Source organism: Pseudoalteromonas sp. ATL1 (genome assembly GCF_058933015.1).
This window is the reverse complement of sequence record NZ_JBZYXL010000001.1, coordinates 4,024,969-4,050,733: the sequence shown is the minus strand read 5'-3', so window position 1 is coordinate 4,050,733 and position 25,765 is coordinate 4,024,969. Positions and strand designations below refer to the sequence as shown.

General features: G+C 43.9%; 21 protein-coding genes. 16 read left to right on the top strand and 5 right to left on the bottom strand.

Annotation, left to right across the window (positions count from 1 at the left end; all coding sequences use genetic code 11):
- Positions 1 to 37: 37 nt before the first annotated feature.
- The 5 genes from mpl to trmB are packed head-to-tail and all read left to right on the top strand — an operon-like array spanning position 38 to position 4,420.
- Positions 38 to 1,408: a UDP-N-acetylmuramate:L-alanyl-gamma-D-glutamyl-meso-diaminopimelate ligase gene (gene mpl, locus AC5FX4_RS17730; protein ID WP_493607636.1), complete on the top strand. Its 1,371-nt coding sequence runs from the start codon at positions 38 to 40 to the stop codon at positions 1,406 to 1,408.
- A gap of 28 nt (positions 1,409 to 1,436) precedes the next feature.
- A complete protein-coding gene (locus AC5FX4_RS17725) occupies positions 1,437 to 2,060 on the top strand; it encodes a flavin prenyltransferase UbiX (protein WP_493607635.1) in 624 nt (207 codons plus the stop codon).
- A 1-nt stretch (position 2,061) separates the two neighbouring features.
- On the top strand, positions 2,062 to 2,982 hold the full coding sequence (locus AC5FX4_RS17720; RefSeq protein WP_493607634.1) for an ABC transporter ATP-binding protein: 921 nt from the start codon (positions 2,062 to 2,064) through the stop codon (positions 2,980 to 2,982).
- Positions 2,979 to 3,752 carry an ABC transporter permease gene (locus AC5FX4_RS17715; RefSeq protein WP_493607633.1) on the top strand — a complete coding sequence of 258 codons (774 nt, stop codon included), beginning with the start codon at positions 2,979 to 2,981 and terminating at the stop codon, positions 3,750 to 3,752. The genes AC5FX4_RS17720 and AC5FX4_RS17715 overlap by 4 nt, the downstream gene beginning before the upstream one ends.
- On the top strand, positions 3,752 to 4,420 hold the full coding sequence (trmB, locus tag AC5FX4_RS17710; protein WP_493607632.1) for a tRNA (guanine(46)-N(7))-methyltransferase TrmB: 669 nt from the start codon (positions 3,752 to 3,754) through the stop codon (positions 4,418 to 4,420). The genes AC5FX4_RS17715 and trmB overlap by 1 nt, the downstream gene beginning before the upstream one ends.
- Here the strand turns inward: trmB and AC5FX4_RS17705 are convergent.
- Positions 4,388 to 6,265, bottom strand: coding sequence for a GGDEF domain-containing protein (locus AC5FX4_RS17705; protein ID WP_493607631.1), 1,878 nt, complete (start codon positions 6,263 to 6,265; stop codon positions 4,388 to 4,390). The genes trmB and AC5FX4_RS17705 overlap by 33 nt on opposite strands.
- A 288-nt stretch (positions 6,266 to 6,553) precedes the next feature.
- On the opposite strand from AC5FX4_RS17705, the gene panP reads away from it, so the two are divergent.
- Together panP and AC5FX4_RS17695 are read left to right on the top strand one after the other, a co-directional pair.
- Positions 6,554 to 8,182 carry a pyridoxal-dependent aspartate 1-decarboxylase PanP gene (gene panP, locus AC5FX4_RS17700; RefSeq protein ID WP_493607630.1) on the top strand — a complete coding sequence of 543 codons (1,629 nt, stop codon included), beginning with the start codon at positions 6,554 to 6,556 and terminating at the stop codon, positions 8,180 to 8,182.
- 128 nt (positions 8,183 to 8,310) lie between these two features.
- Positions 8,311 to 9,360 (top strand): sensor domain-containing diguanylate cyclase, encoded by a 1,050-nt coding sequence (locus AC5FX4_RS17695; protein WP_493607629.1) that lies wholly within the window; start codon positions 8,311 to 8,313, stop codon positions 9,358 to 9,360.
- 39 nt (positions 9,361 to 9,399) lie between these two features.
- Here AC5FX4_RS17695 and AC5FX4_RS17690 read toward each other — a convergent pair whose 3' ends face one another.
- The 4 genes from AC5FX4_RS17690 to gorA form a co-directional block, all read right to left on the bottom strand.
- Positions 9,400 to 11,196, bottom strand: coding sequence for an alpha/beta hydrolase family protein (locus AC5FX4_RS17690; RefSeq protein WP_493607628.1), 1,797 nt, complete (start codon positions 11,194 to 11,196; stop codon positions 9,400 to 9,402).
- A gap of 20 nt (positions 11,197 to 11,216) precedes the next feature.
- Complete coding sequence (locus tag AC5FX4_RS17685) at positions 11,217 to 12,044, bottom strand: alpha/beta hydrolase (RefSeq protein WP_493607627.1); 828 nt, start codon at positions 12,042 to 12,044, stop codon at positions 11,217 to 11,219.
- Between the two features lie 125 nt (positions 12,045 to 12,169).
- Complete coding sequence (locus AC5FX4_RS17680; RefSeq protein WP_493607626.1) at positions 12,170 to 12,934, bottom strand: isocitrate lyase/PEP mutase family protein; 765 nt, start codon at positions 12,932 to 12,934, stop codon at positions 12,170 to 12,172.
- 389 nt (positions 12,935 to 13,323) lie between these two features.
- Positions 13,324 to 14,682 carry a glutathione-disulfide reductase gene (gorA, locus tag AC5FX4_RS17675; protein WP_493607625.1) on the bottom strand — a complete coding sequence of 453 codons (1,359 nt, stop codon included), beginning with the start codon at positions 14,680 to 14,682 and terminating at the stop codon, positions 13,324 to 13,326.
- Between the two features lie 146 nt (positions 14,683 to 14,828).
- On the opposite strand from gorA, the gene prlC reads away from it, so the two are divergent.
- The 9 genes from prlC to AC5FX4_RS17630 all read left to right on the top strand — a co-directional run bounded on the left by prlC (position 14,829) and on the right by AC5FX4_RS17630 (position 25,751).
- Positions 14,829 to 16,874, top strand: coding sequence for an oligopeptidase A (gene prlC, locus AC5FX4_RS17670; RefSeq protein WP_493607624.1), 2,046 nt, complete (start codon positions 14,829 to 14,831; stop codon positions 16,872 to 16,874).
- 120 nt (positions 16,875 to 16,994) lie between these two features.
- A complete protein-coding gene (locus AC5FX4_RS17665) occupies positions 16,995 to 18,143 on the top strand; it encodes a response regulator (protein ID WP_493607849.1) in 1,149 nt (382 codons plus the stop codon).
- A 98-nt stretch (positions 18,144 to 18,241) separates the two neighbouring features.
- Positions 18,242 to 19,015: a class I SAM-dependent methyltransferase gene (locus AC5FX4_RS17660; protein WP_493607623.1), complete on the top strand. Its 774-nt coding sequence runs from the start codon at positions 18,242 to 18,244 to the stop codon at positions 19,013 to 19,015.
- A gap of 142 nt (positions 19,016 to 19,157) precedes the next feature.
- Complete coding sequence (locus tag AC5FX4_RS17655; protein WP_493607622.1) at positions 19,158 to 21,089, top strand: methyl-accepting chemotaxis protein; 1,932 nt, start codon at positions 19,158 to 19,160, stop codon at positions 21,087 to 21,089.
- Between the two features lie 403 nt (positions 21,090 to 21,492).
- Positions 21,493 to 22,062, top strand: coding sequence for an RNA polymerase sigma factor (locus tag AC5FX4_RS17650; RefSeq protein WP_493607621.1), 570 nt, complete (start codon positions 21,493 to 21,495; stop codon positions 22,060 to 22,062).
- Between the two features lie 137 nt (positions 22,063 to 22,199).
- Entirely contained in the window at positions 22,200 to 22,712 is a 513-nt protein-coding gene (locus AC5FX4_RS17645) for a UpxY family transcription antiterminator (RefSeq protein ID WP_493607620.1), read from the top strand.
- A 2-nt stretch (positions 22,713 to 22,714) separates the two neighbouring features.
- Positions 22,715 to 23,143, top strand: a complete 429-nt coding sequence (locus AC5FX4_RS17640; protein WP_493607619.1) for a glycoside hydrolase family protein — start codon at positions 22,715 to 22,717, stop codon at positions 23,141 to 23,143.
- Between the two features lie 3 nt (positions 23,144 to 23,146).
- Positions 23,147 to 25,135, top strand: coding sequence for an ATP-binding protein (locus AC5FX4_RS17635; protein WP_493607618.1), 1,989 nt, complete (start codon positions 23,147 to 23,149; stop codon positions 25,133 to 25,135).
- On the top strand, positions 25,113 to 25,751 hold the full coding sequence (locus AC5FX4_RS17630) for a Pvc16 family protein (protein ID WP_493607617.1): 639 nt from the start codon (positions 25,113 to 25,115) through the stop codon (positions 25,749 to 25,751). The genes AC5FX4_RS17635 and AC5FX4_RS17630 overlap by 23 nt, the downstream gene beginning before the upstream one ends.
- Positions 25,752 to 25,765 lie beyond the last annotated feature (14 nt).

The following is a 25,765-nucleotide window of genomic DNA, read 5'->3' as shown; positions in this document are numbered from 1 at the left end:
CACGGCAGTATTGATTTTTACAAGGCACATTAATTTCATGGTCAATCAGCAAAAAGAACAAAAACATATACATATTTTAGGGATCTGCGGCACTTTTATGGGTGGTATTGCTGCTATCGCTCAGTCTTTGGGTTACCGAGTAACCGGCTCTGATCAAAATGTGTATCCGCCAATGAGCACCCAGTTAGAATCTTTGGGTATTGAGCTTACCTCAGGGTATGATCCAAAGCAGTTAGATCCCGCGCCAGATATGGTGATTATCGGCAATGCCATGAGTCGTGGCAATTCTTGCGTTGAGTATGTGCTTGAAAAGGGGTTGCCTTACACCTCGGGGCCTGAGTGGTTAAAGCATAACCTGTTGCAAGATGCGTGGGTGCTAGCTGTGGCTGGTACCCACGGAAAAACCACCACGGCCAGTATGCTCGCTTGGGTGTTGGAATATGCAGGCTTGCGCCCTGGGTTTTTAATTGGCGGTATCGTACAAAACTTTGGGGTATCGGCTCGCGTGAGTGATACACCGTTTTTTGTGATTGAAGCGGATGAGTATGATACGGCGTTTTTTGATAAACGCAGTAAGTTTGTGCATTACTTACCACGTACCTTAGTAATGAATAACCTAGAGTTTGATCATGCGGACATTTTTAAAGATCTCGATGCTATTCAAACTCAGTTCAATCACTTGCTACGTACCTTACCAAGCCAAGGTAAAGCGATTTATCCAGCCGACGATACGGCATTGGTTGAGGTTGTTCAACGCGGCTTTTGGAGCCAGCAAGAAACCTTAAATGGCGATTGGACGTATAAGTTACTTGAGCGCGATGGCTCACAATTTGAGGTGTATTTAGCCGGTCAACTTGAAGGCATTGTGACCTGGTCAGCGATTGGCGAACACAACGTAAAAAATGCCGTGATGGCGATTGCTGCAGCGCGTCATGTGGGTATTCCTGTGTCTGTTAGCATTGATGCATTACGCGAATTTAAATCGCCAAAGCGTCGTATGGAATTACTCGGTGAAGCAAATGGCGTGTTTGTGTATGACGATTTTGCCCACCATCCTACGGCGATTAAAACCACCCTTGCGGGCTTAAAAGCCAAAGTGGGCGATGAACCCGTTATTGCGATTTTAGAGCCCCGTTCAAATACCATGAAAATGGGCGTGCATCAGCATACCTTGCTGGAGTCTTTGAGCGAAGCTGACGAAGTGTATTTGTTTGAACCACAAGGGCTTGATTGGTCATTAAAAGAGCAAGCAAACAAAGCGGGCAGACAGTGCTTTGATAGCACCGATGAGATCATTGCAACGGTCTGTGCAAAAGCGCAACCAGGGCAACACATCCTTATTATGAGCAATGGCGGTTTTGAAGGATTACACCAAAAATTGTTAAGTGCGCTTAAGGCTAACGCATAAATATTGAACTTAATTCAAAGGCAAACGAGTGAACAACTTTAAACCAGCAATTACTTTGGCATTCAGTGGCGCATCAGGCGCGCCATATGGGTTGCGCCTTTTAGAGGTTTTGGTAGCAATGAACTACCAAGTGTTTGTATTGATCTCAAGTGCTGCAAGAGTCGTACTTGATACCGAATCAAATATTAAGCTCTCGGGCAACGAGCAAAAAGCCACAGAGCAGCTCAGCGAGCTGTTTAATGCGCAGCCTAAACAAATCCAAGTATTTGGCAAAGACAATTGGTTTAGCCCTGTCGCGTCGGGCTCGGCTGCCCCTAAAAAAATGGTGGTATGCCCGTGTAGTGCAGGGAGCGTATCTGCCATTGCCACAGGTGCCTCAGATAACCTGCTTGAGCGTGCGGCTGATGTGGTGATCAAAGAACGTGGGCAACTTATTTTAGTACCCAGAGAAACCCCGTTTAGCTCGATCCACCTAGAAAATATGCTCAAACTGAGCCAACTCGGTGTCACCATTATGCCAGCGGCGCCGGGGTTTTATCATCAACCTCAATCAATTGAAGATTTGGTCGACTTTATGGTGGCCAGAATTTTAGATCATTTACATATCGAACATACCCTAACTAAGCGTTGGGGTTATGGAGAACAACACTAACATGACGATTGCATTGAATATTCAAGGCTTAAAAAAAGTCTACAAAAACGGTGTTGAAGCCGTAAAAGGAATTGACTTGCAAGTAGAGCAGGGCGATTTTTTTGCATTACTGGGCCCAAACGGTGCGGGTAAATCAACGACTATCGGTGTTATCGCCTCTTTGGTTAATAAAACACAAGGTACAGTTGAAGTATTTGGTCACAGCATAGATACCGCATTGGAAGATGCTAAATCTGAGTTGGGCTTGGTGCCACAAGAGTTTAACTTTGGTCAGTTTGAAACCTTAAATCAGATCCTGGTTAACCAAGCGGGTTACTACGGGGTACCCAGAAATGTGGCTCATGAGCGAGCAGAAAAATATCTTAAGCAGCTTGGTTTATTTGATAAAAAAGACAAACAAGCACGTACCCTGTCTGGTGGTATGAAGCGCCGCTTAATGATTGCCCGTGCGTTAATGCACGAGCCTAAATTACTTATTTTGGATGAGCCAACCGCTGGCGTTGATATTGAATTGCGCCGCTCTATGTGGGACTTCTTAAGAGAGATCAATCAGCAAGGCGTAACCATTATTTTGACCACGCACTACCTTGAAGAAGCTGAATTACTCTGTAAAAACATCGCCATTATCGATAAAGGCACCATCGTAGAAAACACCACCATCAAAGCGTTACTAGCTAAGTTGGATAAAGAAACCTTTGTACTGGATTTAAAAGCGCCCATTCAACCTGTGGCACTCAATGGCTATCAATTTAAGATGGTGGACGATCACACCGTTGAAGTGGAAGTAGCAAAATCGCAAGGACTCAATGAAGTGTTCACGCAATTAACAGAGCAAGGCAATACGGTGCTAAGTATGCGTAACAAAGCTAACCGTTTAGAGGAGCTGTTTGTGGGACTATTAAAGCAGGGGCGAGCATCATGAGTTTAAGTCGTTATAGCGTTGCGCTAAAAAGTATATGGATCAAAGAGTGTATTCGTTTTTTACGTATCTGGGTGCAAACACTGGTGCCGCCAGCGATCACCATGACCCTTTATTTTGTGATTTTTGGTAGTTTGATAGGCTCACGCATTGGCGATATGGGTGGCTTTAGTTACATGGAGTTTATTGTGCCGGGTCTGATTATGATGTCGGTGATCACCAACTCCTATGCTAACGTGGCATCGAGCTTCTATTCAACCAAATTTCAAAAGAGCATTGAAGAGTTGTTAGTCGCACCCGTGCCAAACTATATCATCGTATTGGGTTACATGGGCGGTGGTATGGCTAGAGGTATGTTGGTCGGACTTATTGTGACCTTGGTATCGTTGTTTTTTGTTGATATTCAAATTCATAACCTTGGCGTGATCATCGCAACGGTCATTTTAACCTCTGCGGTGTTCGCGTTGGGCGGTCTAATTAACGCGGTGTTTGCCAATAGTTTTGATGACATCAGTATTATTCCTACGTTTGTGTTGACCCCGCTGACTTATTTAGGCGGCGTATTTTACTCCATCACGTTACTGCCTGAGTTTTGGCAAGGGGTGTCACAAATCAATCCCATCATCTATATGGTGAATGCATTTAGATTTGGCTTTTTAGGTGTGTCAGATATCAACATTTATGTGGCATTTGCGGTATTATTGGCGTTTATTTTCGTGTTATTTGCCTTGGCGCTGAATTTGATCCGTCGAGGTGTAGGGTTACGTCATTAATGAGTGAAGCAAATTCAAGAAGCATTGTTTCAAACCAAACGAGCTTGCACGACAAGCTCGATGAGGTGGTGAATAAACATTTGCAAGCCGAGTTTAAAAAACCGATTGCCCAGCACACACAAGCCGCATTCGATGAAGTGAATGCTCGTGTGCAAGCGTTTAACGGACCAATTATTCTCGACTCCTGTTGTGGTGTGGGTGAAAGTACCGCGAACTTAGCGAAGTTGCATCCCGATGCGTTGATCATTGGGATTGATAAGTCGTCACATCGTTTAGATAAACACGATGTGGAGTATAAGCAAACAGAGGCAGGTCAATATATTTTGGTGCAGGCCGATTTAAACGACTTTTGGCGTTTGGCTGTTGAGGCCAAGTGGCAACCAACGCACCACTATCTGCTTTATCCAAATCCGTGGCCCAAGTCAAAGCATTTACAACGTCGTTGGCATGGCGCAGCGGTTTTTCCATTTATCGTTAAGTTAGGTGGTCAATTGGAAGTGCGCAGCAATTGGGATATTTACGTCAAAGAGTTTGCAAGAGCCTTACAACTAGCGGGTTTTCCAACCCCAGTATCACCGTACCATAGCGATACGGCGATAACACCTTTTGAGCGGAAATATTGGGCCAGCGGGCAATCAAGCACGCGTTTGGTCGTTCAATTGGGGTAAATGCGTACAAAGGTGTGGGGTGGCTTTTGCAATATAGTTGCCTTGCACCAAATCGACCCCAGCGTCGGCTAATTTGATAAACTGCTCTTGCGATTCAACCCCTTCAACCAGCAGCAATATACGCTTGTTAGCGCATAGTTTGGCTATGTGCTGTATAAACTCAAAAACTTGTTGATCTTCAGCGATATGATAGACAATGGTTTTGTCTAGCAAGATCATGTCAATGTTAAGTTTCATCACTCGGCTAACGGTTAGCAAACCACTACTCACTGCATTGATCAATACCTTCACGCCTTTACTCTTGAGTACATTGATACACACCGCCATCGCATTGAAGTTATCGAGTACATCTTTTTCGTCTAATTCAAAGGTGATCAGCTGCGGTTGCGGGTAGCGTCTGAGTTCTTGATCAATAAAGTCCAAAAGGTGTGGATCGGTTGCGTCTTGATAGCTCAGCTTAACACTCCACGGCGTGCTGCTTTTTCTAAACCGATTAATACATTGGGTGAGGATATTACGAGTCAATTGCCCTTGTAGGCGCGATTGCCTTACTACTTCACTAAAGCTTTCAGCTTTTAAAATAGCCCCGTGTTCGGTGATCACCCTAGGACTACAGGTATGTTGCATGACCTGCTTTGTTTTCGGGTTTACGCGCGGAGTGAAGTAGGTGAGCACACGATTACTGGCAAATGCATCTTGCAAAATATTGGCGATCGCGAGGTGATTTTTTTGTTTTAGCCTTGCATCTTGACTATCTACGTTGAACAAGCAAATCAGTTGTTGATTTTGCATTGCTTGTCGGCTGGCGATTGAAGCGTTCTCCAGTAGCAAAGACTTGTTGCCTGTAGCGATACCTGCGTGTAACTGAATGTACAAGTGTGGCTTAGTTAAAATTGGTGTAGTGGTCGGAAACTCTGAGATTATTTTACTTAAGTAAGCTTCACCTTCTTTTGCATCGCTCATGATCACCAGTTTTGAGGTGGCGAGGCGATATACCTGATAAGGGAAGGTAAGCTGTTTGAAGTGCGCCATGACTTTCTGTAAAACAAGATCGCCGACATGAGTGCCATAGAAGCTGATAATATCTTCCAGTTCATTCACCCAAATAATAGCAAGGCTTAGGTGTTGGTCTTGTTTTTCATTGAGATCACGTTCTAATGCTACTCGGTTGGCAAACCCCGTTCGCGAATCTGTACTCATCGACTTTCTGTAGAGTTGCAAATACAGTGCGGCAACCAACACGGCAATGAAAAAGAAAAAGCTCGCGGTCAGCGTTGCTCTGGTCACACTTTCTTGCAGGAGTGAATCCACTTTGTCGATGGTGATATCTGCACCGCTGATATAAACAGTACCATCAGAGGACATGTAGGGGACAAAGATGGTTTTGAATAGGCCCCATTTATCTTTAGAGATCTCAAATACGGGCTCTGTGGAGCTAAATGCGGCTTTATTAATCACCGTTGCTTCTAAATAAGGGTCAAACAGCTGAGTGATACGACCTTGCTTTAAATCGATTTTTGTATAACTGGAAGCGGTAAAGCGCACATAGGGGGGATCGTAAATCATGGTATAGACATATTCTACACCCAGCGCTTGTGCCAATGCCGTCAGTTGTTCGCTGTTTTTTAAATACGTTTCTTCACTGATGGTGGCGAGATCATCATGGTAGTGCTCACCTAAAATGAGTTGCGCACTTTTTGCTGCGTGTAGCAATTGTTTATCAATGTCTTCCATGATTGCATTACGCGTATACTTGTATGTATATGCGACGTAGCCTACTAAGCTTGCAAAAAAAAGGGCAAACCCAATTAAAGACCATGTTGTTGCTGAGGTCTTTCTATACATAACCATCCTTATATTCATTTGTTCCTGAATTTTAAACTTAGTTTAAGTCGTTGCAAAGCGCATACATGTACAAAAGTGTAACTGAGTTTAGCGACTTTTAAATACCTAGGTATATTTAAAGTAAATTTAGCAAGTTATACATTAAAGTGTCATACCTAAGTGGTGCAAATCTTTATTTTTCAGTGAACAATAGAAGACATTCCCGTGAACTTGCAGTAAAGTTAGCCATTTCGAAATAACAAGCTCGGGGCGGGTATTTAGCCGTCCGTTAAAACATTGGGTAATGTAATGGGTCCAAAGCGTTGTGCTGTCGCTTCTGAAGAAAGTTTAATGCGTATTTTTACGGTGCCAGAAGCGCCTGACTCGACTCTAAGTAAAATAGAGTTGGAGATTTCAAATAACCTAGCGGGGTTCTTGAATGAAAACATAGCCGCTGTTGAAAAGCCTTTACATGAAATTGAGAAGGACTTTCAATCGGCTGTGATCCCAGAAGAGCCGATGTTTGTGTCTGATTATGCCCAAGATATTATGGAGCAGTTGGTTGCGCACTCTGTGCATACGGCTGCGCCGAGTTTTATTGGTCACATGACTTCAGCGCTACCACATTTCGTGCTACCGCTTTCTAAGCTTATGGTGGGGTTAAACCAGAACCTCGTAAAAATAGAGACTTCTAAAGCATTTACCCCCTTAGAAAGACAAGTATTGGGGATGATGCATCATCTCGCTTATGGCGCGTCAGAACCGTTTTATGATAAATGGATGCATAGTGCGAGTACGTCACTGGGTGCGTTCTGCTCGGGTGGCACGATAGCCAATATTACGGCGCTGTGGATTGCGCGAAATCGCCTTTTAAAAGCCGATGGTCAATTTAAAGGCATTGCTGCACAAGGGGTTGTGGCTGCGATGTTGCACTACGGTTATAAAGGGTTAGCAGTGTTGGTGTCAGAGCGTGGTCACTATTCATTGGGCAAAGCCGCCGATGTATTGGGGCTGGGTCGCGATAATTTTGTGGCTGTAGAAACCGACGAAAACAACAAAGTGAATGTACAAAAAATGCGTGAACAAGCCAAAGAGCTTGAATCACAAGGCATAAAAGTCATGGCTTTGGTTGGTGTAGCAGGCACGACAGAAACCGGTAATATCGACCCACTACACGAAATGGCAGATCTCAGCGAAGAATTGGGTTGTCACTTCCATGTTGATGCTGCTTGGGGCGGGGCAACGTTACTGTCAGGTAATCACAGACATTTACTTGATGGCATTGAACGTGCTGACTCCATCACCATAGATGCACATAAACAAATGTATGTGCCCATGGGCGCGGGACTGGTTCTGTTTAAAGACCCTGCTGCTTCAGACGCCATTGAACATCACGCTGAGTATATTTTACGTAAAGGGTCGAAAGATTTAGGGAGTCACACGTTAGAGGGCAGCCGCCCAGGTATGGCCATGTTGGTTCACGCTTGTTTGCAAGTGATCGGTCGCAAAGGCTATGAGATGCTGATTGATAAAGGCATCGAAAAGGCGAGATATTTTGCGCAACTGATTGAGCAAGACGCTGATTTTGAGCTTATCTCAAAACCTGAATTGTGTTTGCTTACCTATCGCTATGTGCCCGCACAAATTAAGCAGGCCATTGCGCAAGCGGATGAACAGGAACGTATTGATATTTATGCGGCGCTGAATCGTTTTACGGCGAGCATGCAAAAGCGTCAACGTGAAGCGGGTATTTCTTTTGTGTCTCGTACGCGTTTAACGCCTGCTCAATATGATAATCAACCAACCGTTGTTTTTAGAGTTGTACTGGCGAACCCACTTACTTCGGAACATATTCTGAAAAGTATTCTGGAAGAGCAAAAAGCGCTCGCTAAGACTGATCCGGTATTCAAAAAGTACCTCGCCAAATATATGAACTAAGTTAATTTCATCAAGGTTTTGAATTTTTTGTATATAAACCATTAGCTAATTGTACCCTCTTTTAGGTAGTATAATGATATAGAGCATAGGCTCAGCAGTGGCAATTAGTTGGAATACAGCGGCATTATATGTTTATTGACCTTGGTGAAGTAACTCAGCGCTTAAGAAGGATGAGCTCTGAAGAGTTAGACGTATCGGGACATTATCAAAGCTTTCTATTCGATCTTATTACCGAGGGTAAAAGAACCCTTGGTGTTGACCAAGTATCCGTCTGGTTATTTGATGATCTTGACCGTCCGACTAAGCTGATTAACGTTGCACACACTGAATGGCGAGACAACGAACATTTAGACGAGCCACCAGAACTATTTTGTGACGACTTCCCTAATTACTTCAAAGCCATTACTTCAGGCATATCGATAGACGCGTCTAACGCTTTTTCTGATCCGCGTACCTCAGAGTTTACCACTGATTACCTAGAGCCAAATAACATTACCGAAATGTTGGATACCGTTATTTTTAAAAATGGCATACCGCACGGTGTGGTTTGTTTTGAAGGGTCAAGCCAAGCGCGTAAGTGGCAAGGCGCAGAAATAGCCTATGCAGAGATGATGGCAGACTGCTGTAGCCGTCGTATTTTGGTCAATGAACTATCTGAACTCCAAGCGCAATTAACAACTCTTGCCTTTCAAGATGCGTTAACCGGTCTTAAAAACCGCCGTTATTTGATGGACACCGCACATCGAGAGATCAGTCGCCATATTCGTTATGGCACTCAGTTAAGCATTGTCATGCTCGACCTTGACCATTTTAAGCGTATCAATGACAGTTACGGGCATGATATTGGCGATGTGGTGTTGAAATCCTTTGCAGATACGTGCCAAGAAGTGCTGCGTAATGAGGATTGCTTATGTCGTTTGGGTGGCGAAGAGTTTATTGTTCTTTTACCTAACACATCGCCAGTCGGCGCATATGAAGTGGCAGAGCGCCTACGCATTCATGTTGAAAAATCGCTGATCGAAACCAGCAAAGATTACATTAAAGTCACTGTTAGCTGCGGTGTAGCACAGGTAGATTTAGGCAAGCCGTTTAGCTATTCATTGAAAATGGTTGACCACGCGGTTTATGATGCCAAAGCGAATGGCAGAAACTGTGTGGTGATGAGCACGCCAAAATAAAACCCCGCAGGAGCGGGGTCCTATTGGACTATGAACTATTTAAAGCTTACTTATATCCACAGTTAACTCAGCTAATCGTTCAGATAGCTTGCGCTCTACCGATGTAGACTTTGCGCCCCCTAAGTGCTTAGCGAAAAAGTTTTCCATAGCAATAATGCTTGCCAGTTTATTGTTGTGCTGCGTAAACCCATGACCTTCATCTTTTGCTAAAAGGTACTCTACCTCTCTGTCGGTACTAAATAGCTTTTTGGCGATCATATCTGATTGTGCTTGTGGCACACGTGGGTCATTAGCACCTTGGATAAGTAAAACGGGTACTTTTACATTATCAACAAAATTAATGGGTGAGCGCGCTTCCATATCGGCTCTATCCGCTTCGATTTGCGGGTCGCCCACGGCCGCAAAAAACTGGCCAAGATAAGGTCTGTATCTTGCTGGAAACGACTCAACCATGGCGCTAATACTCGACGGTCCACAATAAGAAACTACCGCACTGTAAATGTCAGGTGTAAAGGTGGCGCCCGCTAAGGCGGCATATCCGCCGTATGAGCCACCCATAATGGCGACTCGATTTTTATCTGCAATGCCTTGCTCTACCAAGTACTCAACTGCGTCGGTTAAGTCTTGTTGCATGGTGCCCGTGCCCCAGTTTTTGTTGCCCAGTGACGTAAAGCGCTTCCCAAACCCCTCAGAGCCTCTAAAGTTAGGCTGTAAAACGGCATAACCCCTAGTGGCAAAATAGTGGGCGATTGGTGCCCAGTAGCTGCTACTGAACTCCCATTGATCTCTATACCAAGGACCACCGTGCGGTAATATAATGGTGGGTAAGTTTTTCTGTGCATCTTGTGGCAGCGTTAAATAACCTTGGATCTCCACTCCATCCTTGGCGGTATAGGTAATCGATTTTCTATCACCCAGTTGTGTAGGATCGAAAGAAGGAGTTTGATTAAGCAGCGCTACCATCTGTTGCTCTTTGCTATCATAAACGAATTGTTCATCCGGTTTGTTGGCATAGGTCACTCGCAAATGCCAATATCCTGTTCTGTGATCAATTTTTTTAACGTGTAGATCTGAATCAGCGCCAAAGTACTGCTCTATCTCATCCAGTGTTTTTTTGGTGGCATCGTTGAGAGGGTAGTTTTTAAGCCTTGCGCCATAGTATGAGGCAAGTATAGGCTGCCCGTCTTCTGTCAAAATGACATCAGATAAATCTGATTGGTTGAGTGGATCTTTATGGATGGTTGTTAGTTTTTTCGAATTCAGATCTAACTCGATAAGCTCTTGCTTATCTCTACCCTGAATACTTGCAGATAACAACGCGGTTTGTTGTTGCTCGTTGTACCCGAGTACGCTTACTTTTTCATTTGGTAATGTTGTTAATAGATTTTCCCAATCTTGTGCGCCGAGCTTATAGAGGGACATGGAGCTGTCACCATTTAAGTTCGTACCTATTGCCATTCGTCCCGCTTTGTTTAACTTAAAACTATTAAAATGCAGATCATTTGCATCAATTAGAGTGAGTGCCTGCGTATTGATATCCAAGTGGTACAAGCTGTTTTTAGCTCGCTCATCATGATTGGCAAACAGTGCGACCTTGTTCGTTGACTGACTGAATTGTTTAACAAAGATATAGTTAACATCTGGTTTGTGGGTCAGCTGTGTTACGTAGGCGCTCGTTTGGATATTTTCAGGCTTAAAGTTCAGTTTAAACAGTTGAGAGTTTTCATTTCCTTCAAAATCTTTTTTAAAGAAGATTTCGTTGTGATTGTCAGCCGGGTGATATTTTAGAATTTCGCCGCACTGAGTAATCGTATACCGATTACTCAGTGGCAACATCTAACAAGTCATTGCTTAGGCTATAAAATCGACTTGTCTTGCTGGTAGTTGTGCAGCGCTTTAAGTGCATTATAAAAGCCCACAGCCATGGTAAAGTCGTGTGCCTCGTCATTGAATGTGTCAAGGTGAAGCGCTAATTCGGTCGAGCGGTTTCTTAAGATGGTCTGTGAAAGGTCATCATAGACTTGTCTCATTTCACCCCCTTCGCTGCCAATATTCATATACAAAAAGCTCCCCACCTCTTTATCAGAAAGTACATATTGTTTGGTCGCTTGAGCGGTTTCTCTTGCCCCCCACCAAACAGCTGGGCTAAATGCCATATGGGCTTGAAACAGATTTGGGCGCGCATGAAAAGTATGCATTACAAACAATCCCGCAATTGAATGGCCCGCAATGACATTAAAGTCGCTGGTGCGGTAGCTTTTGTTAATTGCAGGCATTAACTCTGATTGCATAAAATCTAATAGCTTATCTGCTCCACCACCGGCACCAACAGGGCCCCTAGGGTCCTTGTTTACCGTTGGCGCAAAGTCTTGTAAGCGATCATTGCTGCTAATGCCGACGATGATATGTTCGCTTGCACCTTTTGAAGCATGCAAGCGGTGTATTAGTCCATACACTAGCTCACCATTAAGTTCGCCATCTAATACATATAAAACAGGGTAGTGCTTTGTTTTGTTGCTTTTATATGAGGCTGGCAAAGCAATGGTCACTTTGGGTGTGACTGCCATTATTTTCGAGGCGGGGATATCAAAAACTTGAAAATTGGCTGCATTAACAGCCGTTGATAACAGCCATAAAATGGCAAAATACATGGTCTTCAAAATGACAATTCCTTGGTATTTCATACAGGTGGTTAAGTTTGTATCATTTTTAACAACATTTAAGCAATTGTTTTTATGAGCAATTGAGTTGAGGTAGTGCAATATGTTGGCATAAAGGGGGACGCCATCTGGCGCCCTAATCCACCTCGTTAAATGTCAAACAACGGAGTAAAAGCGCCAGACGTTTTTATGGCGGTTAAGGTGCCTTTAAGCGAGCGCAGCATTGCTTGGTGAGCGAAGTTACCCATACTGATACGTTTTACGCCTAGGTTTTTTAACGTATCAAAGTCAGTCAACTCAGGTACACACATAACATTAATTGGAAGCGTTGTTGCACTTGTTATTGTTTGAATATCAGTAGCTAAATGTAGACAAGGAAAAAACAACCCATCAGCCCCAGCTTGTTGATAAAGCGCAGCCCTGTGCAAACTGGCTTCAAGTGGTTTTTCAACACCCAGCAAATAAGTGTCACTGCGCACATTTATAAATAGGTCGATTTGCGCCTGTGTTAGGTGCGCTTTGATTGCCGTAAGCTTGTGTGCAAACTCCGTAGCATCAGCCAACGTTCGCTGGCCGTTTACTACTATGCTGTCTTCAATATTAATGCCCACCACACCCAGCTTAGCCAACTTAATGATGTTATTAGCAATGTCCGTAGGCGAGTCAGCATAACCCGCCTCAATATCAACGCTCAGTGGCAAACTTGAATGCAGAGCAATGGCGGCCACGACGTTTATTAGCTCTGCAAAGCTCACCTCTTCACCATCTTGTTTACCCAATACGTTTGCGATCGCCGCACTGGATGTGCCAATCGCTGCAAACCCCAGTTTTTGCGCAATCTGCGCACTGGGTACATCCCACACGTTACAAAGTAGTAATGGCAGTGATTGGGTGTGTAACTCTTTAAAAGTCATAAATATTTCCTATTATTTATCAAAAACAGTTTGGTGAGATAAATAATAAAGGCAGACAGTCACGTCTACGCGCCATTTGTGGAACTGAACGTGAAAAGGTGTGGGGCTGGTGATAAAAGTAGCGCGGTAGGTCGGTATAATCGAAGCGCCATCCGACGCAGTGCCGCAAGTATTAATGGGCGAAATAGCGCATATATTGCCTTGTTGCTCACTTTCACTTTTAAGACGCGGGGCATTGAGGAATGTTTTGACTCGCGGTGGTGTTTAGGTATGTCGGATGGCGTGGCTCCGTAACTTATCCAACTTACTTCCTACAAGTAAACAAGCATAAAAAAAACGCGAGTGTGTTGCTACTCGCGCTTAATTTAAATTAATTAAATATCAATTGGTTATCGCATAGTAACAAACTCTTCTGACCCAGTCGGGTGTATAGCCACAACCGAATCAAAGTCGGCTTTGGTTGCGCCCATTTTCATGGCGACGGCAAAACCTTGGATCATTTCATCAACGGCAAAGCCGATGCCGTGTAGACCAACTATTTTTTCATCTGGACCGGCGCATACCAGTTTCATTTTACATGGTTGGCGATGTTGCGTTACGGCGGTGTACATAGCGGCAAAGGCTGAGGTATATACCTTAATGTTGTCTTCACCATATTGTTCAATGGCTTGAGGTTCAGTGAGGCCAATGGTGCCGATAGGGGGGTGGCTGAATACCACGGTAGGGACTAGGTTGTAGTCCATTTTGGCATCTGGCAATTCTGGGTTAAACAAGCGCTCTGCGAGCATACGGCCCGCTTTAACGGCAACAGGTGTTAATTCAATGCCGCCTTCCATAATATCACCCAGCGCATAAATGCCTTTCACCGAGGTGTTTTGATACTCATCCACTTTAATAAAGCCACGTTCGTTGGTTGCAACGTCGGTCGCTTCTAGATTAATTAAATCCGTGACTGGCTCGCGGCCAATCGCCCAAATAACTTGATCAACGGTATGTGATTGGCCGTTTTCTAAGTGTAGCGTCACCGAGCCATCGGCTTCTTTGCTTAACGCTTTTGGTACTGCGTTGGTATGTAGTGTTGGGCCTTCTTTTTCCATCACCTCGACCAAGGTTTCTACCACAAGTGGGTCGAAGCTACGCAAGGGGGCATGTTTACGCACAAATAAATGGGTTTCGGTACCAAGGCTATTGAGTACACCAGCAAGTTCAACGGCAATGTAACCCGCGCCAATCACAGCCACTCGGCGAGGTTGTTGTTTCAGCTCAAAAAAGTCATTTGAGTCAATGCCATATTCAGCACCTGGAATGCTTGGAATTGAAGGGCGACCACCCACGGCAATGCTGATATGGTCAGCGGTGTAATGTTCACCGTTGACTTCTATGGTGCGGTTGTCTACAAACTTGGCAAAGCCATTGATAACAGTCACCCCATTTTTGGCGAGGTATCCTTCGTAGCCTTGGTGAATTCGACCAATATACGCTTCGCGACTTTCAACCAGTTTTGCCCAATCAAAGTTTTTTAATTCAACATCAAAACCATAATCTGGCGCATAGAGTTTGATTGCTTCGGCTACCTGCGCGCCATGCCACATTACTTTTTTCGGTACGCAACCCACGTTGACGCAGGTACCACCCATATGCTTGGCTTCAATCAGTGCGACTTTAGCGCCACGCATCGCTGCGCGGTTAGCCGATGCAATACCGCCACTGCCACCACCAATTGCGATATAGTCAAAATGTTGAGTCATAACTTGCCCTTAGTTTATTTCAATTTATTCTACGCTTAGAGAGTACAGACCGAGCTAAACGGTAAAAGTTAACAGTCTAACTTGTAATTGAGGCATTTGCCCCAATTTCAACACAATACAGCAAAATAACGATAAGAGATCACACTATGAGCAACCCGTTGATAGGGCTTGAGGGCCTACCGCCATTTTCAAAAATTAAACCTGAACATATTGTGCCTGCTTTGAAAGAAGCGCTAGCTCATTGTCGCCAAACGATTGAAGATGTATTAAAAAACCAAACGTTTACATGGGATAACCTCGTGTTACCCATCGAAGAAGCCGACGACAAATTAACGCGCATGTTTTCTCCGGTATCTCACATGCATTCGGTGGTAAACAGTGAAGCACTGCGTAACGCGTATAATGAGTGCTTGCCTATGTTGTCAGAGTACTCAACGTTTGTTGGTCAACACCAAGGTCTATACGAAGCGTATAAATCAATTAAAGATTCAGCAGAATTTGCTAATTTGTCTATCGCACAGCAAAAGACCATTGATAATCAACTACGTGATTTTACTTTATCGGGTATTGCGCTGAGTAAAGATAAACAAAAGCGTTTTGGTGAGATAAGTGCGCGTTTATCAGAGCTTGCTTCTAAGTTTGGTAATAATGTGATGGATGCCACACAAGCGTGGCAAAAGCACATCACTGATGAATCGTTATTAACTGGTTTACCTGAATCCGCATTGGCACTGGCGCAGCACACAGCTCAAGCAAAAGAACTCGATGGCTGGGTATTTACGTTAGATTTCCCATCTTACTTACCTGTTATGACTTACGCCGATAACCGTGAACTGCGTGAAGAAGCCTATCGTGCCTTTGTGACTCGTGCATCTGATCAGGGTCCAAATGCTAACGAATTTGATAACTCCGCTATCATGAATGAAGAGTTAGCGCTGCGTCATGAAGCGGCACAATTACTGGGCTTTGATAGTTACGCACACAATTCATTGGCCACCAAAATGGCTGAGTCGCCAGCTCAAGTATTTGAATTTTTGAATGATCTTGCCAGCAAGTCTAAGTCGCAAGCCGAAACGGAGCTGGCACAGCTTATTGCCTTTGCTAAACAAGAACATGGCATCGAAAAATTAGAAGCTTGGGATTACGGCTACTATGGAGAAAAGCTTAAGCAAGCAAAGTACGCCATTTCGGATGAACAATTACGTCCTTATTTCCCTGCCGATACGGTCCTTAAGGGATTGTTCACAACCGTGAATCGCTTATTTGGCATTAAAGTCAGCGAAGTTAAAGAGTTTGATAGTTATCATCCTGATGTACGCTTTTTTGCCATTCATGATAAAAACGACGTGTTGCGTGGTCACTTTTATTTAGACCTGTATGCGCGTGAGCATAAACGTGGTGGTGCTTGGATGGATGACTGCATGGGCCGTAAACAACGTGCTAATGGTCAATTACAAACGCCGGTTGCCTACTTGGTTTGTAACTTTAATAAAGCGGTAGGTGATAAGCCGGCTTTGTTTACGCACAACGAAGTAACCACGTTGTTCCACGAGTTTGGCCATGGTATTCACCATATGTTGACACAAGTGGAAGCGGCGCCAGTGGCTGGTATTAATGGCGTTGCGTGGGATGCGGTTGAGTTACCAAGTCAATTTTTAGAAAACTGGTGTTATGAAGAAGAAGCCTTGAGCTTTATTTCTGGTCATTACGAAACGGGCGAGCCGCTGCCGAAAGAGTTGTTAGACAAGCTGCTTGCCGCGAAAAACTATCAATCAGCGATGCAAATGCTGCGTCAAATTGAGTTCAGTTTGTTTGATTTTCATATTCATGCCGACTATCAAGGTGATGACAAAGACTATATTCAGTCAAAGCTTAACGCCGTGCGTGAAAAAACAGCGGTAATTAAAGCGCCTGAATTTAACCGTTTCCAACATAGCTTTAGCCACATTTTTGCGGGTGGTTATAGCGCTGGTTATTACTCATACAAATGGGCTGAAGTGCTGTCTGCGGATGCATTCTCTAAGTTTGAGGAAGAGGGCATTTTCAACGAGCAAACGGGCCGAGCCTTTATGGAAAATATTTTAGAAAAAGGTGGTTCGGAAGAGCCAATGGTGCTGTTTACGAGATTTAGAGGTCGTGAACCACAAGTTGACGCATTACTCAGACACAGTGGTATCAATAGCGCAGCTTAGACACATTGAGTTAAGTATGATTGGAAAAGCACCCTAGGGTGCTTTTCTTGTTTTGACTGTTCGCAAATTTATTTTCTAGGTCTATGCTTTTTAAAGAATAGAATGGCTTGAGGCTAGATGATGAGCAAACTGGTATTGGCAATTGATGACGATAAGCTGGCACATTGTATTATTGAAGAAGCACTTTCTTCGAGTTGTCAGCTGCTGCATGCTCGTAATGGTGAAGATGGCATACGTTTAGCGCAAAAGCATCAACCCGATATTATCTTGCTTGATGTTGAAATGCCGGGCATGAATGGCTTTGAAACCTGCCAAAAACTCAAACGTTTAGAAGAAACAGCCAATACCCCTGTGATGTTTTTATCGCAAAAAAGCGACATTTCCGAGCGCATGCGTGGTTACAATGCGGGTGCCGCCGATTACATTGTTAAGCCGTTTGAGTGTCCTGAATTATTAGCCCGTATCGAGGTGCTAGATAACTACCGTCAACAATCTAAGCAGCTAGTCAAAGATGTACAGCGCGCACAGATCACCGCAGAAATTGCCATGACTGACTCGGGCGATATGGGGCGGATAATGCGCTATGTGGGTCAATCTTATCACGCACACGATCTTGATTCGCTCAGTAGCTATTTTTTGGAGTTCTTTGTACCGCTGCAATTGGAAGTGGCACTGGTATTTTGGTATCGCGGCACAGCGGTGTTTTTTTCGAACGAGGGAACTATCCAACCGATAGAGCAAGAGCTACTTGAAAAGCACCGAGATGGCAGCCGATTTGTTGATTTTGGACGACGCACCATCATCAATTACCCGAAGGTATCCTTGTTGGTAAAAAATATGCCCGTAGATGATGCGGCGCTTTATGGGCGTTACAAAGACTTGTTACCACATTTACTCGAGGCCACCAATGCCAAAATCAAAGACATGGAAAGCAGCGAAGATGCACTCAATAAAGTGGAACAAATTGGTTTGATATTTGAGGCGCTGAGTGCGCAATTGCACGGCATAGACTCACAGCATAGTGACAAAGTCAGCGCCTTTTCTGATCTTATTAAAGCGCTTAAAAGCAAGCTATCGAATGAACATAGCGAGCAGCTCGATAAACTCCACCATCACTTTGAATTTTTAAACGATGAATTAACCGTGATTAAGTCAACTTTAGATGAAATTACCCAAGTGCGACATGAGTTGATTGATAGCATCAACAAAATGGCTAAACCTTGGAGCGAAGCGGATGTGGCATCGCAGGTCGATATTGAGCTTTTCTAGTTAGATGGCGCACATTTAACACGCGCAAACATGATTTATCAGTGTCCCGACTGAGCCGCTTTAGGTATACTGAGCAGGCTTTAAGTTAGGAGTCTGCCGTGCTAATTCATACCCCCTTTGTTGAAAACCGCCCTTATTTATCAGAGCTAGAAAAGCGTTTTACACTCATTGAGTGGGCACAGCAATCTGGCAACTTAACTGAGCAACCAACCTTTAAACTTCATTATGACGAATCTGGCCTGCAACTTGTTAAAGCTGATGAGCCTAAATTGGGGGCGGTGTTAGTCGATTTTGTGACGGGCGCAGCGGCACACCGACGCAAGTTTGGCGGCGGTAAAGGACAAGCGATTGCTAAAGCGGTTGGGTTAAATAAAGGAGCAACACCACATGTGCTTGATGCAACGGCTGGCCTTGGGCGAGATGCGTTTGTACTGGCGGCACTGGGTTGTAAAGTGACTTTGCACGAGCGCCATCCCGTTGTTGCAGCACTGTTATATGACGGCTTACAGCGCGCTTACCAAGATGCAGAAATTGGTGCTTGGATGCAACAAAATATGCAAATGCAATTTGGCTCAAGTCACACCTTATTGCCGAGTACCGATGAACAACCGGATGTGGTTTATCTTGACCCTATGTTCCCACACCGCGAGAAATCCGCATTAGTTAAAAAAGAAATGCGCGTGTTCCAAGAGTTGGTTGGTGGCGATGATGATGCCGATAATTTGCTTGAAAGCGCCTATGAACTCGCCAGTAAACGGGTTGTGGTAAAAAGACCAGATTATGCGCCTTTTTTAAATAATAAGGCGCCATCTATGCAAATAAAAACCAAAAAGAACCGCTTTGATGTTTATGTTAAAGCCGCTATGAAATAAAGCGCCCCAGTCTGTTGCATGTAAAATGTACGATGAAAGTATGATTTTAAAACCGTCTGTACGTTTTTTAGGTAAATTACATTAAATTGTCATAAAAGGGTAATACTCTACGCGCGCTTACTCTTATATAGGTGTTGTGGTTATGCGTGTTTCGTCGTTTACTCGGCTATTAGCGATTCTATTGGCGTCCGCCAGTGTGTTTTTAGCAGCCGTGCTTGTCTGGGCTTCTCAGGTACTCAGTGACCTAGATAGCCAAAATATGGCATATACCCAGCTCAAGAATACCATTTTGATTGATCTTGAAGGCACCATTGAAGATTACCTAGGCAGCGGTGATGGCCAGTATCTTAATCGCTCTTCTGAGTTGATTGATAGAATTAAAACACAGAACTTAAACGTGTTGCCCGCATCGTTAAGTGAAAAAATGCGACTGCAACTTGAGCAGTTGGACTCCGATATTAAGGGCAAATACCGCGCATTGGGTAAATTGTCGGGCAACGAAATGGCGCTGTTGGATAATGCCCTACGACAAATGGCTGGATCGGCGTCATCTTTGGTCAATTACACACTCAAAGCACAAGGTCATGAGTTGGCACCCCAGTATCATGAGCTGGCAGCTGATTATTATTCTCAAGTCAGTAACCTGAGCATTTACACCTACCAATTGGTTATGAGTTTTGATACCGATACCGAGAACAACTTGCAGCAAACGGTTGCTCGATTACAGCAGCTTGCAACGCAGATCTCGGCGTTACAAAATTTAGGTGTGATGTCTGAGATTGATGAAGATGAACTGTTTTTGGGTACCGAAGCGGAAGACTTAGCAGAAGAGATCAAGGCAGAATTAACCAGTTGGCCAAATCGCTTTGAACGCGATCTCAGTGCGACCATGACGCAAGCGAAAAACCGACAATCGGGTATACGCAGTTTACGTGACGATATTAAACGCATCTCAAGTGTGATGCTCAATGCCGAGCAGAAGCTAAAAGACCAACAAGGTGCCTTGTCTGAACGTGTTTTGATTATTTTTGGTGTCGCAATCGGTCTGCTTGTGTTGCTTGCGATGGGGGTATACCTAGTACAGCGTAATCAAGTGTTGATGCCATTACGTCATCTTCGTGATGGATTCAAAGACTTATTGGAAAGTAATGAGCTTAAAGTAATAGAAAGCAACAACCCTAATACCGAGTTGGGAGAAATTGCTACTTACTTTAACCAGTTGATTGAAAGGCAGCGTATCGAGGCACAAGAGCGTGAGGAAATGCTCAATGTGATCAACCAATTTATGCAGCAAATGAGCGAAAATTTATCGAAGATCAGCAAGCAGTCAGACATGACTTACCACCGTGTTGAGCAAACTCAAAGTATGCTTGACCAAGTCAAAGATTTGGGTGTGGAAGCCAGTGATATCAATAGCCAAGTATCTGATAACGCCAATCAAACATTCAATGCAATGACACAAAGTGTGACGTTTGCGGAGGCGATGCTAACGGCCAGTTCTAAAACGCAAAATCGTGTTGAAGAGGGATTAGCAAGCTTGAATGAGCTACTCAATGGCGTGGCTGATGTAGGTAAAGTCATTGAGATAATCAGAAATATCGCAGAACAAACGAACTTACTTGCATTAAACGCTGCTATCGAATCGGCGCGTGCTGGTGAGCATGGTCGTGGATTTGCCGTGGTTGCGGACGAAGTGAGAAAGCTGGCTCAACAAACGCAAGACTCATTAAAGGATATTAATGCGCAGCTCAATATTTTAGGCGAAAACTCCTCGCGTGTATCAACCCAGATCTCCGCATTAGCGGAAGATGCCGAGCTACAAACCAATCATGCTCAGGAGTTGAAAAAGAACTCTGAGGGTGTCGCGCAAAGCGCGCAAACTGCGGATCAGGTGGCAACCCATGCCATGGAGTTATCTCAACAGCAAAGTGGCCTGCTAGATAATTTCAGTGATGAAATGAAGCAAATGAAAGAGCAGGTAAATAGCTCAAGCCAACAAGTCAGCGACATTCAAGGGCGCCTACAAGAGCAAATGCATCAGATCCGCCAAAGCTTAGGCCTTAGCTCGAACTAATAAGCAAGCATCACTGCATAAATGAAGCAGGCGTTTTGCCTGCTTTTTTTATTGTTTTATTTGGCCCACATCAAGCAACTTCTCGAGCCTGACTGGCAGAATGATGTCTTGGTGTTATTTCCCTACATATTCCCATACAATGATTTTTCCACAAAAGGAACTGTGGTGACTAACTCTGTGGCCTGTCTATTGCAATTTTTAGTTGTAATGCTTTGTAATGGACATCGTACCCAATTTAATATTATGGTCTTTGATATCTGTGGATAGTTTACACAAAACACCCATGAAGATAGTTACAAAGTATTACTGTTGGTTAATGGTTGGTTTTGTTTTTGTGATTTTTTTATTCACATAATATTCAGTTCTGCGTCATCGCTTCGTAAATTCAATTTAAAGCGGAGAGATGATGTTAGTATCAAGGAATTCTTATTTAAGTGCGCAAGCTGCGACAAAACCCAATTTAGAATTTTGGCGTCTTTGGTCTGAGTATAATGAACGCGTATTATCTTGTTGTTACAAATGGCTTCATAACGACAGTGATAAAATCGAAGATGCGATGGCGCAAACGCGTGAAAAAGCATTTTACGCTTACGCTCAAGATGCCAGCAATATTGAAAATATTTTTGCCTGGTTATGTCGAATTGCACACAATGTATGCATGGACATCCATCGATTAAATAGCAAAGAAAATGATCTAGTAAGCCTTGTTAGTGGCAACCCAAGCCAATTCTATTTCACTGAAAACCAATCTCGCTCTTTAGAAAGTGAACATGAACGCGGTCATTTATACAACCAATTAACTCAGGCGATAAATCGTCTACCTCCTGAGCTTAAGCAGGCTATTCAATATAAATTTATTTATGAAATGGATTATTCTGAAATCGCCAATCAGCTGCAAATAACACAAGAAAATGCTCGCAAACGGGTGCAGTTAGCGAGAAAAAGACTCAGTGTTTTGCAATCCAATCGTTAATAAAAAATCTTTTCACACATTCAGTTTTATTCCGTTATCCATGTAACTGGAGCGTATTGCGCTCCTTAAATTACAAAACTCTGCTACATCACTCGTATGGGACTGATGTGGCGGAGCTTGGCAGGAGCACACACATTATGAACAAAAGACAATGGTTTGTGGTTTATACCAAGGCCAATTGCGAGAAAAAATTGGCAGAGCAGGTAAATAAATTACAAAGCGACTGTGAAGCATTTTTGCCGGTTATACAGCAACAAAAACAGTGGAGTGACAGAGTTAAAACGACTGACACACCTTTGTTTAAATCGTATGTATTTGTCTATATCGACGGTAATGAATTTCAACATTTAAAACGTTTTTCTGGTTTTGTGTCCTACGTTAAATTTAATAATCAGCCAGCCATTATTTCGCCAAGTGAAATCGAAAAAATTAAACAGTTTGTTTTAAATGGTAATATCGTTGATGTGTTGGCAAACCGTTTGGTTAAAGGCATGCACATTGAAATTACAAGCGGCAGCTTAAAAGGCTACCGAGGCAAACTCATTGAGCGACGCAATAAAAAACTCGTTGCTGTTGAGGTAGAAGGATTAGAGCAAAGTATGTTGCTAACACTACCTATAGAATTACTCAAACCAGTGAAAGAGGCTTAATCATGGCAGTATTAACAGAGCAGGGATTACAAACACTTAAAGAACAGCTATTGCGTTATGAAGGATTATCGTTAACACCATATGCATGTTCAGAAGGCAAGGTGACGATAGGTATTGGCCGCAATTTAACGGATCGCGGAATTACACTTGAAGAAGCGCATTATTTACTCACTAACGATATTAAAGATGTGTTGGTTCAAGTGAGTAGCAATATCAGTATTTTTAATACGCTTAATGAATCACGTAAACTGATTTTGCTTGATATGGCATTTAACTTGGGCGTGGCAGGGTTAAGTAAATTTAAAAAGATGATAGCGGCGCTTGAGCGGCAAGACTACGAAGATGCCGCCCGTGAAATGCTGGACTCAAGATGGGCAAACCAAGTTGGGCGTCGTGCGCAAGAGCTTGCTGAAAAAATGATTGAGGGTTAATACATGCCACGCCATGCCTTTAATCTTGATAGCGAACAAAGTGCGCTAGAGCGAGAAACTGCGCATCGGCTGTATGTATTTGCTGATGCGATAAAATCACAAGACGAGAAAATTGGTGACGCTTTTACACAGCTACACCAAGTACTCGATAAACTCATTTCTACGCCTCGATTTATGCATGTTATGCGTTTATTCTCCCTCTCTTCACAGGAAGTGAGAATGTTAGCGCTGGTGTATTTGCAAGAGCAAGATCCTGACGTAATAGCCCCATTTTTAGGCCTCAGTTGGTTTGAACAAGGCCCGATGTTGAGTTTAGATAAGCTGTTGACGTTGGTCGACAGCGCTTTAAACAAACAACAGAGCATGGTGCATATTAATCAAAGCTCCCCCGTGTTTACATGGGGCTTGCTACGACTGCAAAACGACGCATTCGGTCTACAGCGCTGTGTTTATCTTGCTTCTTTTTTACAGTCGTTTTTGTGTTTTGGTGAACATGACAGTGCGCAACTTAGCTATTTTGCATTGTCACGGTCACACGTTGATCCTGTATTCACAGCCTGTGGCTATGCGCAGCAGAAATTGACGAGCTTTGACTTGGTGCAACTACATAGCGGCGATCAGCAACTCAATCAGTGGTTTGTCGCACAAAGTGCCATACACCATCATGTTAAAGCCGCGCAATATATCGGTGAGCAAGCAGAGCAGATTAACTTTTCTGATGTAGTGGGGGAGCTGGCTTGTTTGTTGTTGCAGGCAAGTGGTGAGTCCATGCTGTTGTACTGGCCTAACTTAGCTTCTTTGCCAAAAGCATATCTTAGAAAGTTAAGCACCTTACTTTGTGCAAACAATGCAAACAAAACACTTACCTTGGTCACACAAGGTGAAGACCTAACACTTGGCGATATTTTTGCGAATACGCACAGTGAGTCTATTCAAGAGCCTAACTTAGCACAACGCGCCCAAGCATGGTTGGCTTTGCGCGCAAATGAAGTGGTTACTGAGCAAGATAAAACGTATGCCAATCAGCTGGCTGCCAAATATCCGGTGGCGCTTGCCAATATGCAGCGCTTGGCAGAGAAAGCCAAGCAGTATAATCCAAGTGATTATTGGCAAACTTTGCAGGGGCTGTGTTTTGAGGCGCAAAGTCAGCATTGCGACGAATTAGCTAAACTGTGCCAAGCGCGCTACACCCTAAAAGATATGATGCTGCAAGATAAAGTGGCCATGCAACTGCATGAGCTGGTGGCGCGGGTGAATATGCAAACCACTTTGCAAGCACGACTAACTAGGTTCAACCAAGGTTGTAAGGCGCTGTTTTGGGGCAAACCTGGGACCGGTAAATCCATGGCTGCCGAGGCTATCGCGGGTGAGCTGCAACTGCCTTTGTACATTGTGAATTTGGCTAATATCGCCAGTAAATGGATAGGGGAAACAGAAAAGCACTTGGCTAAGTTGTTTGACTCCGCCGAACGTAATAACGCGGTACTGATGTTTGATGAAGCCGACGCTATTTTCGCTAAACGCAGTGAAGTGGAGTCAAGCCATGATAAAAACGCCAATATGGGCGTGAGTTATTTGCTGCAGCGCATGGAACATTACTCGGGGCTACTGTTACTGAGCACCAACTTTAAAAACAATTTGGATGAGGCGTTTTTAAGGCGTTTTCATGGGGTGATTGAATTTACCTTACCTACCGCGCAAGAGCGAGTTGCTGTTTGGAGTCATCACTTAGAAGGCAACGCCGACAGTCACTTACAGCAAGGCATACACAAACTGGCTGAGTTGTTTGAACTGAGCGCCGCACAAATTATCAATATTTGTGAAGTGGCACTGCTACAAAGCTTAATGGCCAATAAACCCCTTATTAGCCGCAACGAAGTCGCCATAGCCATTCACCGTGAAATGGCTAAACAACACGGTGGTTTTATGGCCCAGCAATCTCTGACCAATTGGTTAAATGGAGACAAACATGGATCCAACGCTTATCTATAAAGTGCAACAAGCACTTAAAGCCTTACTTGAACAAACCGTATTACCCTATAGCAACAACGCCTTACTTGGCCTAGGTGGTTCTCAAACCAAATTGAGTTTTCAAGCGCCCGACAAGGCATTCTTTGACAAAATGGTGAGCGACATTCCGGTGATTAATTGCTACTTAATTGGCATTAGCGAGGATATTCAGCGCCGTCAAAGCGAGCCGCCGCGCACGCAAATGAACTTCACACAAACCCACCGTACTCGGTTTATTGAGCCAAGATTTGTATCGCTTAGTTACATGATGACGGTGTGGAGCAAAGACGAAGAGCAAGGGGCTGAAATTGAGCATTTGTTTTTAAGTCATTTAATTGCCGGCTTAGGCAAGTTTGATTTTATCCCAGAAGACATTATGCAAATGCAGCAAATTGATATTTCGCCATACGGGGTGCGCAGTCAGTTATTTGGTAACGAACACAGCGAAAAAATCACCGGGCAAGTGTGGCAAGCGCTGGGGAGCACACCCAAGCCAACCGTTATCTATTCGCTATCACTGCCTATGCCTGTCTTTGACCCAGTCCAGTTGCCTATCATCAAGGAAATGAACAACAAACTAGATAACAAGCCCAGCTAATTTTCTCTTTCTTT

Coding starts and splice junctions, on each gene's coding strand:
- mpl (WP_493607636.1), top strand. CDS start 38: ATGGTCAATCAGCAAAAAGAACAAAAACATATACATATTTTAGGGATC.
- AC5FX4_RS17720 (WP_493607634.1), top strand. CDS start 2,062: ATGACGATTGCATTGAATATTCAAGGCTTAAAAAAAGTCTACAAAAAC.
- AC5FX4_RS17715 (WP_493607633.1), top strand. CDS start 2,979: ATGAGTTTAAGTCGTTATAGCGTTGCGCTAAAAAGTATATGGATCAAA.
- trmB (WP_493607632.1), top strand. CDS start 3,752: ATGAGTGAAGCAAATTCAAGAAGCATTGTTTCAAACCAAACGAGCTTG.
- AC5FX4_RS17705 (WP_493607631.1), bottom strand. CDS start 6,265: ATGTATAGAAAGACCTCAGCAACAACATGGTCTTTAATTGGGTTTGCC.
- panP (WP_493607630.1), top strand. CDS start 6,554: ATGGGTCCAAAGCGTTGTGCTGTCGCTTCTGAAGAAAGTTTAATGCGT.
- AC5FX4_RS17695 (WP_493607629.1), top strand. CDS start 8,311: ATGTTTATTGACCTTGGTGAAGTAACTCAGCGCTTAAGAAGGATGAGC.
- AC5FX4_RS17690 (WP_493607628.1), bottom strand. CDS start 11,196: ATGTTGCCACTGAGTAATCGGTATACGATTACTCAGTGCGGCGAAATT.
- AC5FX4_RS17685 (WP_493607627.1), bottom strand. CDS start 12,044: ATGAAATACCAAGGAATTGTCATTTTGAAGACCATGTATTTTGCCATT.
- AC5FX4_RS17680 (WP_493607626.1), bottom strand. CDS start 12,934: ATGACTTTTAAAGAGTTACACACCCAATCACTGCCATTACTACTTTGT.
- gorA (WP_493607625.1), bottom strand. CDS start 14,682: ATGACTCAACATTTTGACTATATCGCAATTGGTGGTGGCAGTGGCGGT.
- prlC (WP_493607624.1), top strand. CDS start 14,829: ATGAGCAACCCGTTGATAGGGCTTGAGGGCCTACCGCCATTTTCAAAA.
- AC5FX4_RS17665 (WP_493607849.1), top strand. CDS start 16,995: ATGAGCAAACTGGTATTGGCAATTGATGACGATAAGCTGGCACATTGT.
- AC5FX4_RS17655 (WP_493607622.1), top strand. CDS start 19,158: ATGCGTGTTTCGTCGTTTACTCGGCTATTAGCGATTCTATTGGCGTCC.
- AC5FX4_RS17650 (WP_493607621.1), top strand. CDS start 21,493: ATGATGTTAGTATCAAGGAATTCTTATTTAAGTGCGCAAGCTGCGACA.
- AC5FX4_RS17645 (WP_493607620.1), top strand. CDS start 22,200: ATGAACAAAAGACAATGGTTTGTGGTTTATACCAAGGCCAATTGCGAG.
- AC5FX4_RS17640 (WP_493607619.1), top strand. CDS start 22,715: ATGGCAGTATTAACAGAGCAGGGATTACAAACACTTAAAGAACAGCTA.
- AC5FX4_RS17635 (WP_493607618.1), top strand. CDS start 23,147: ATGCCACGCCATGCCTTTAATCTTGATAGCGAACAAAGTGCGCTAGAG.
- AC5FX4_RS17630 (WP_493607617.1), top strand. CDS start 25,113: ATGGATCCAACGCTTATCTATAAAGTGCAACAAGCACTTAAAGCCTTA.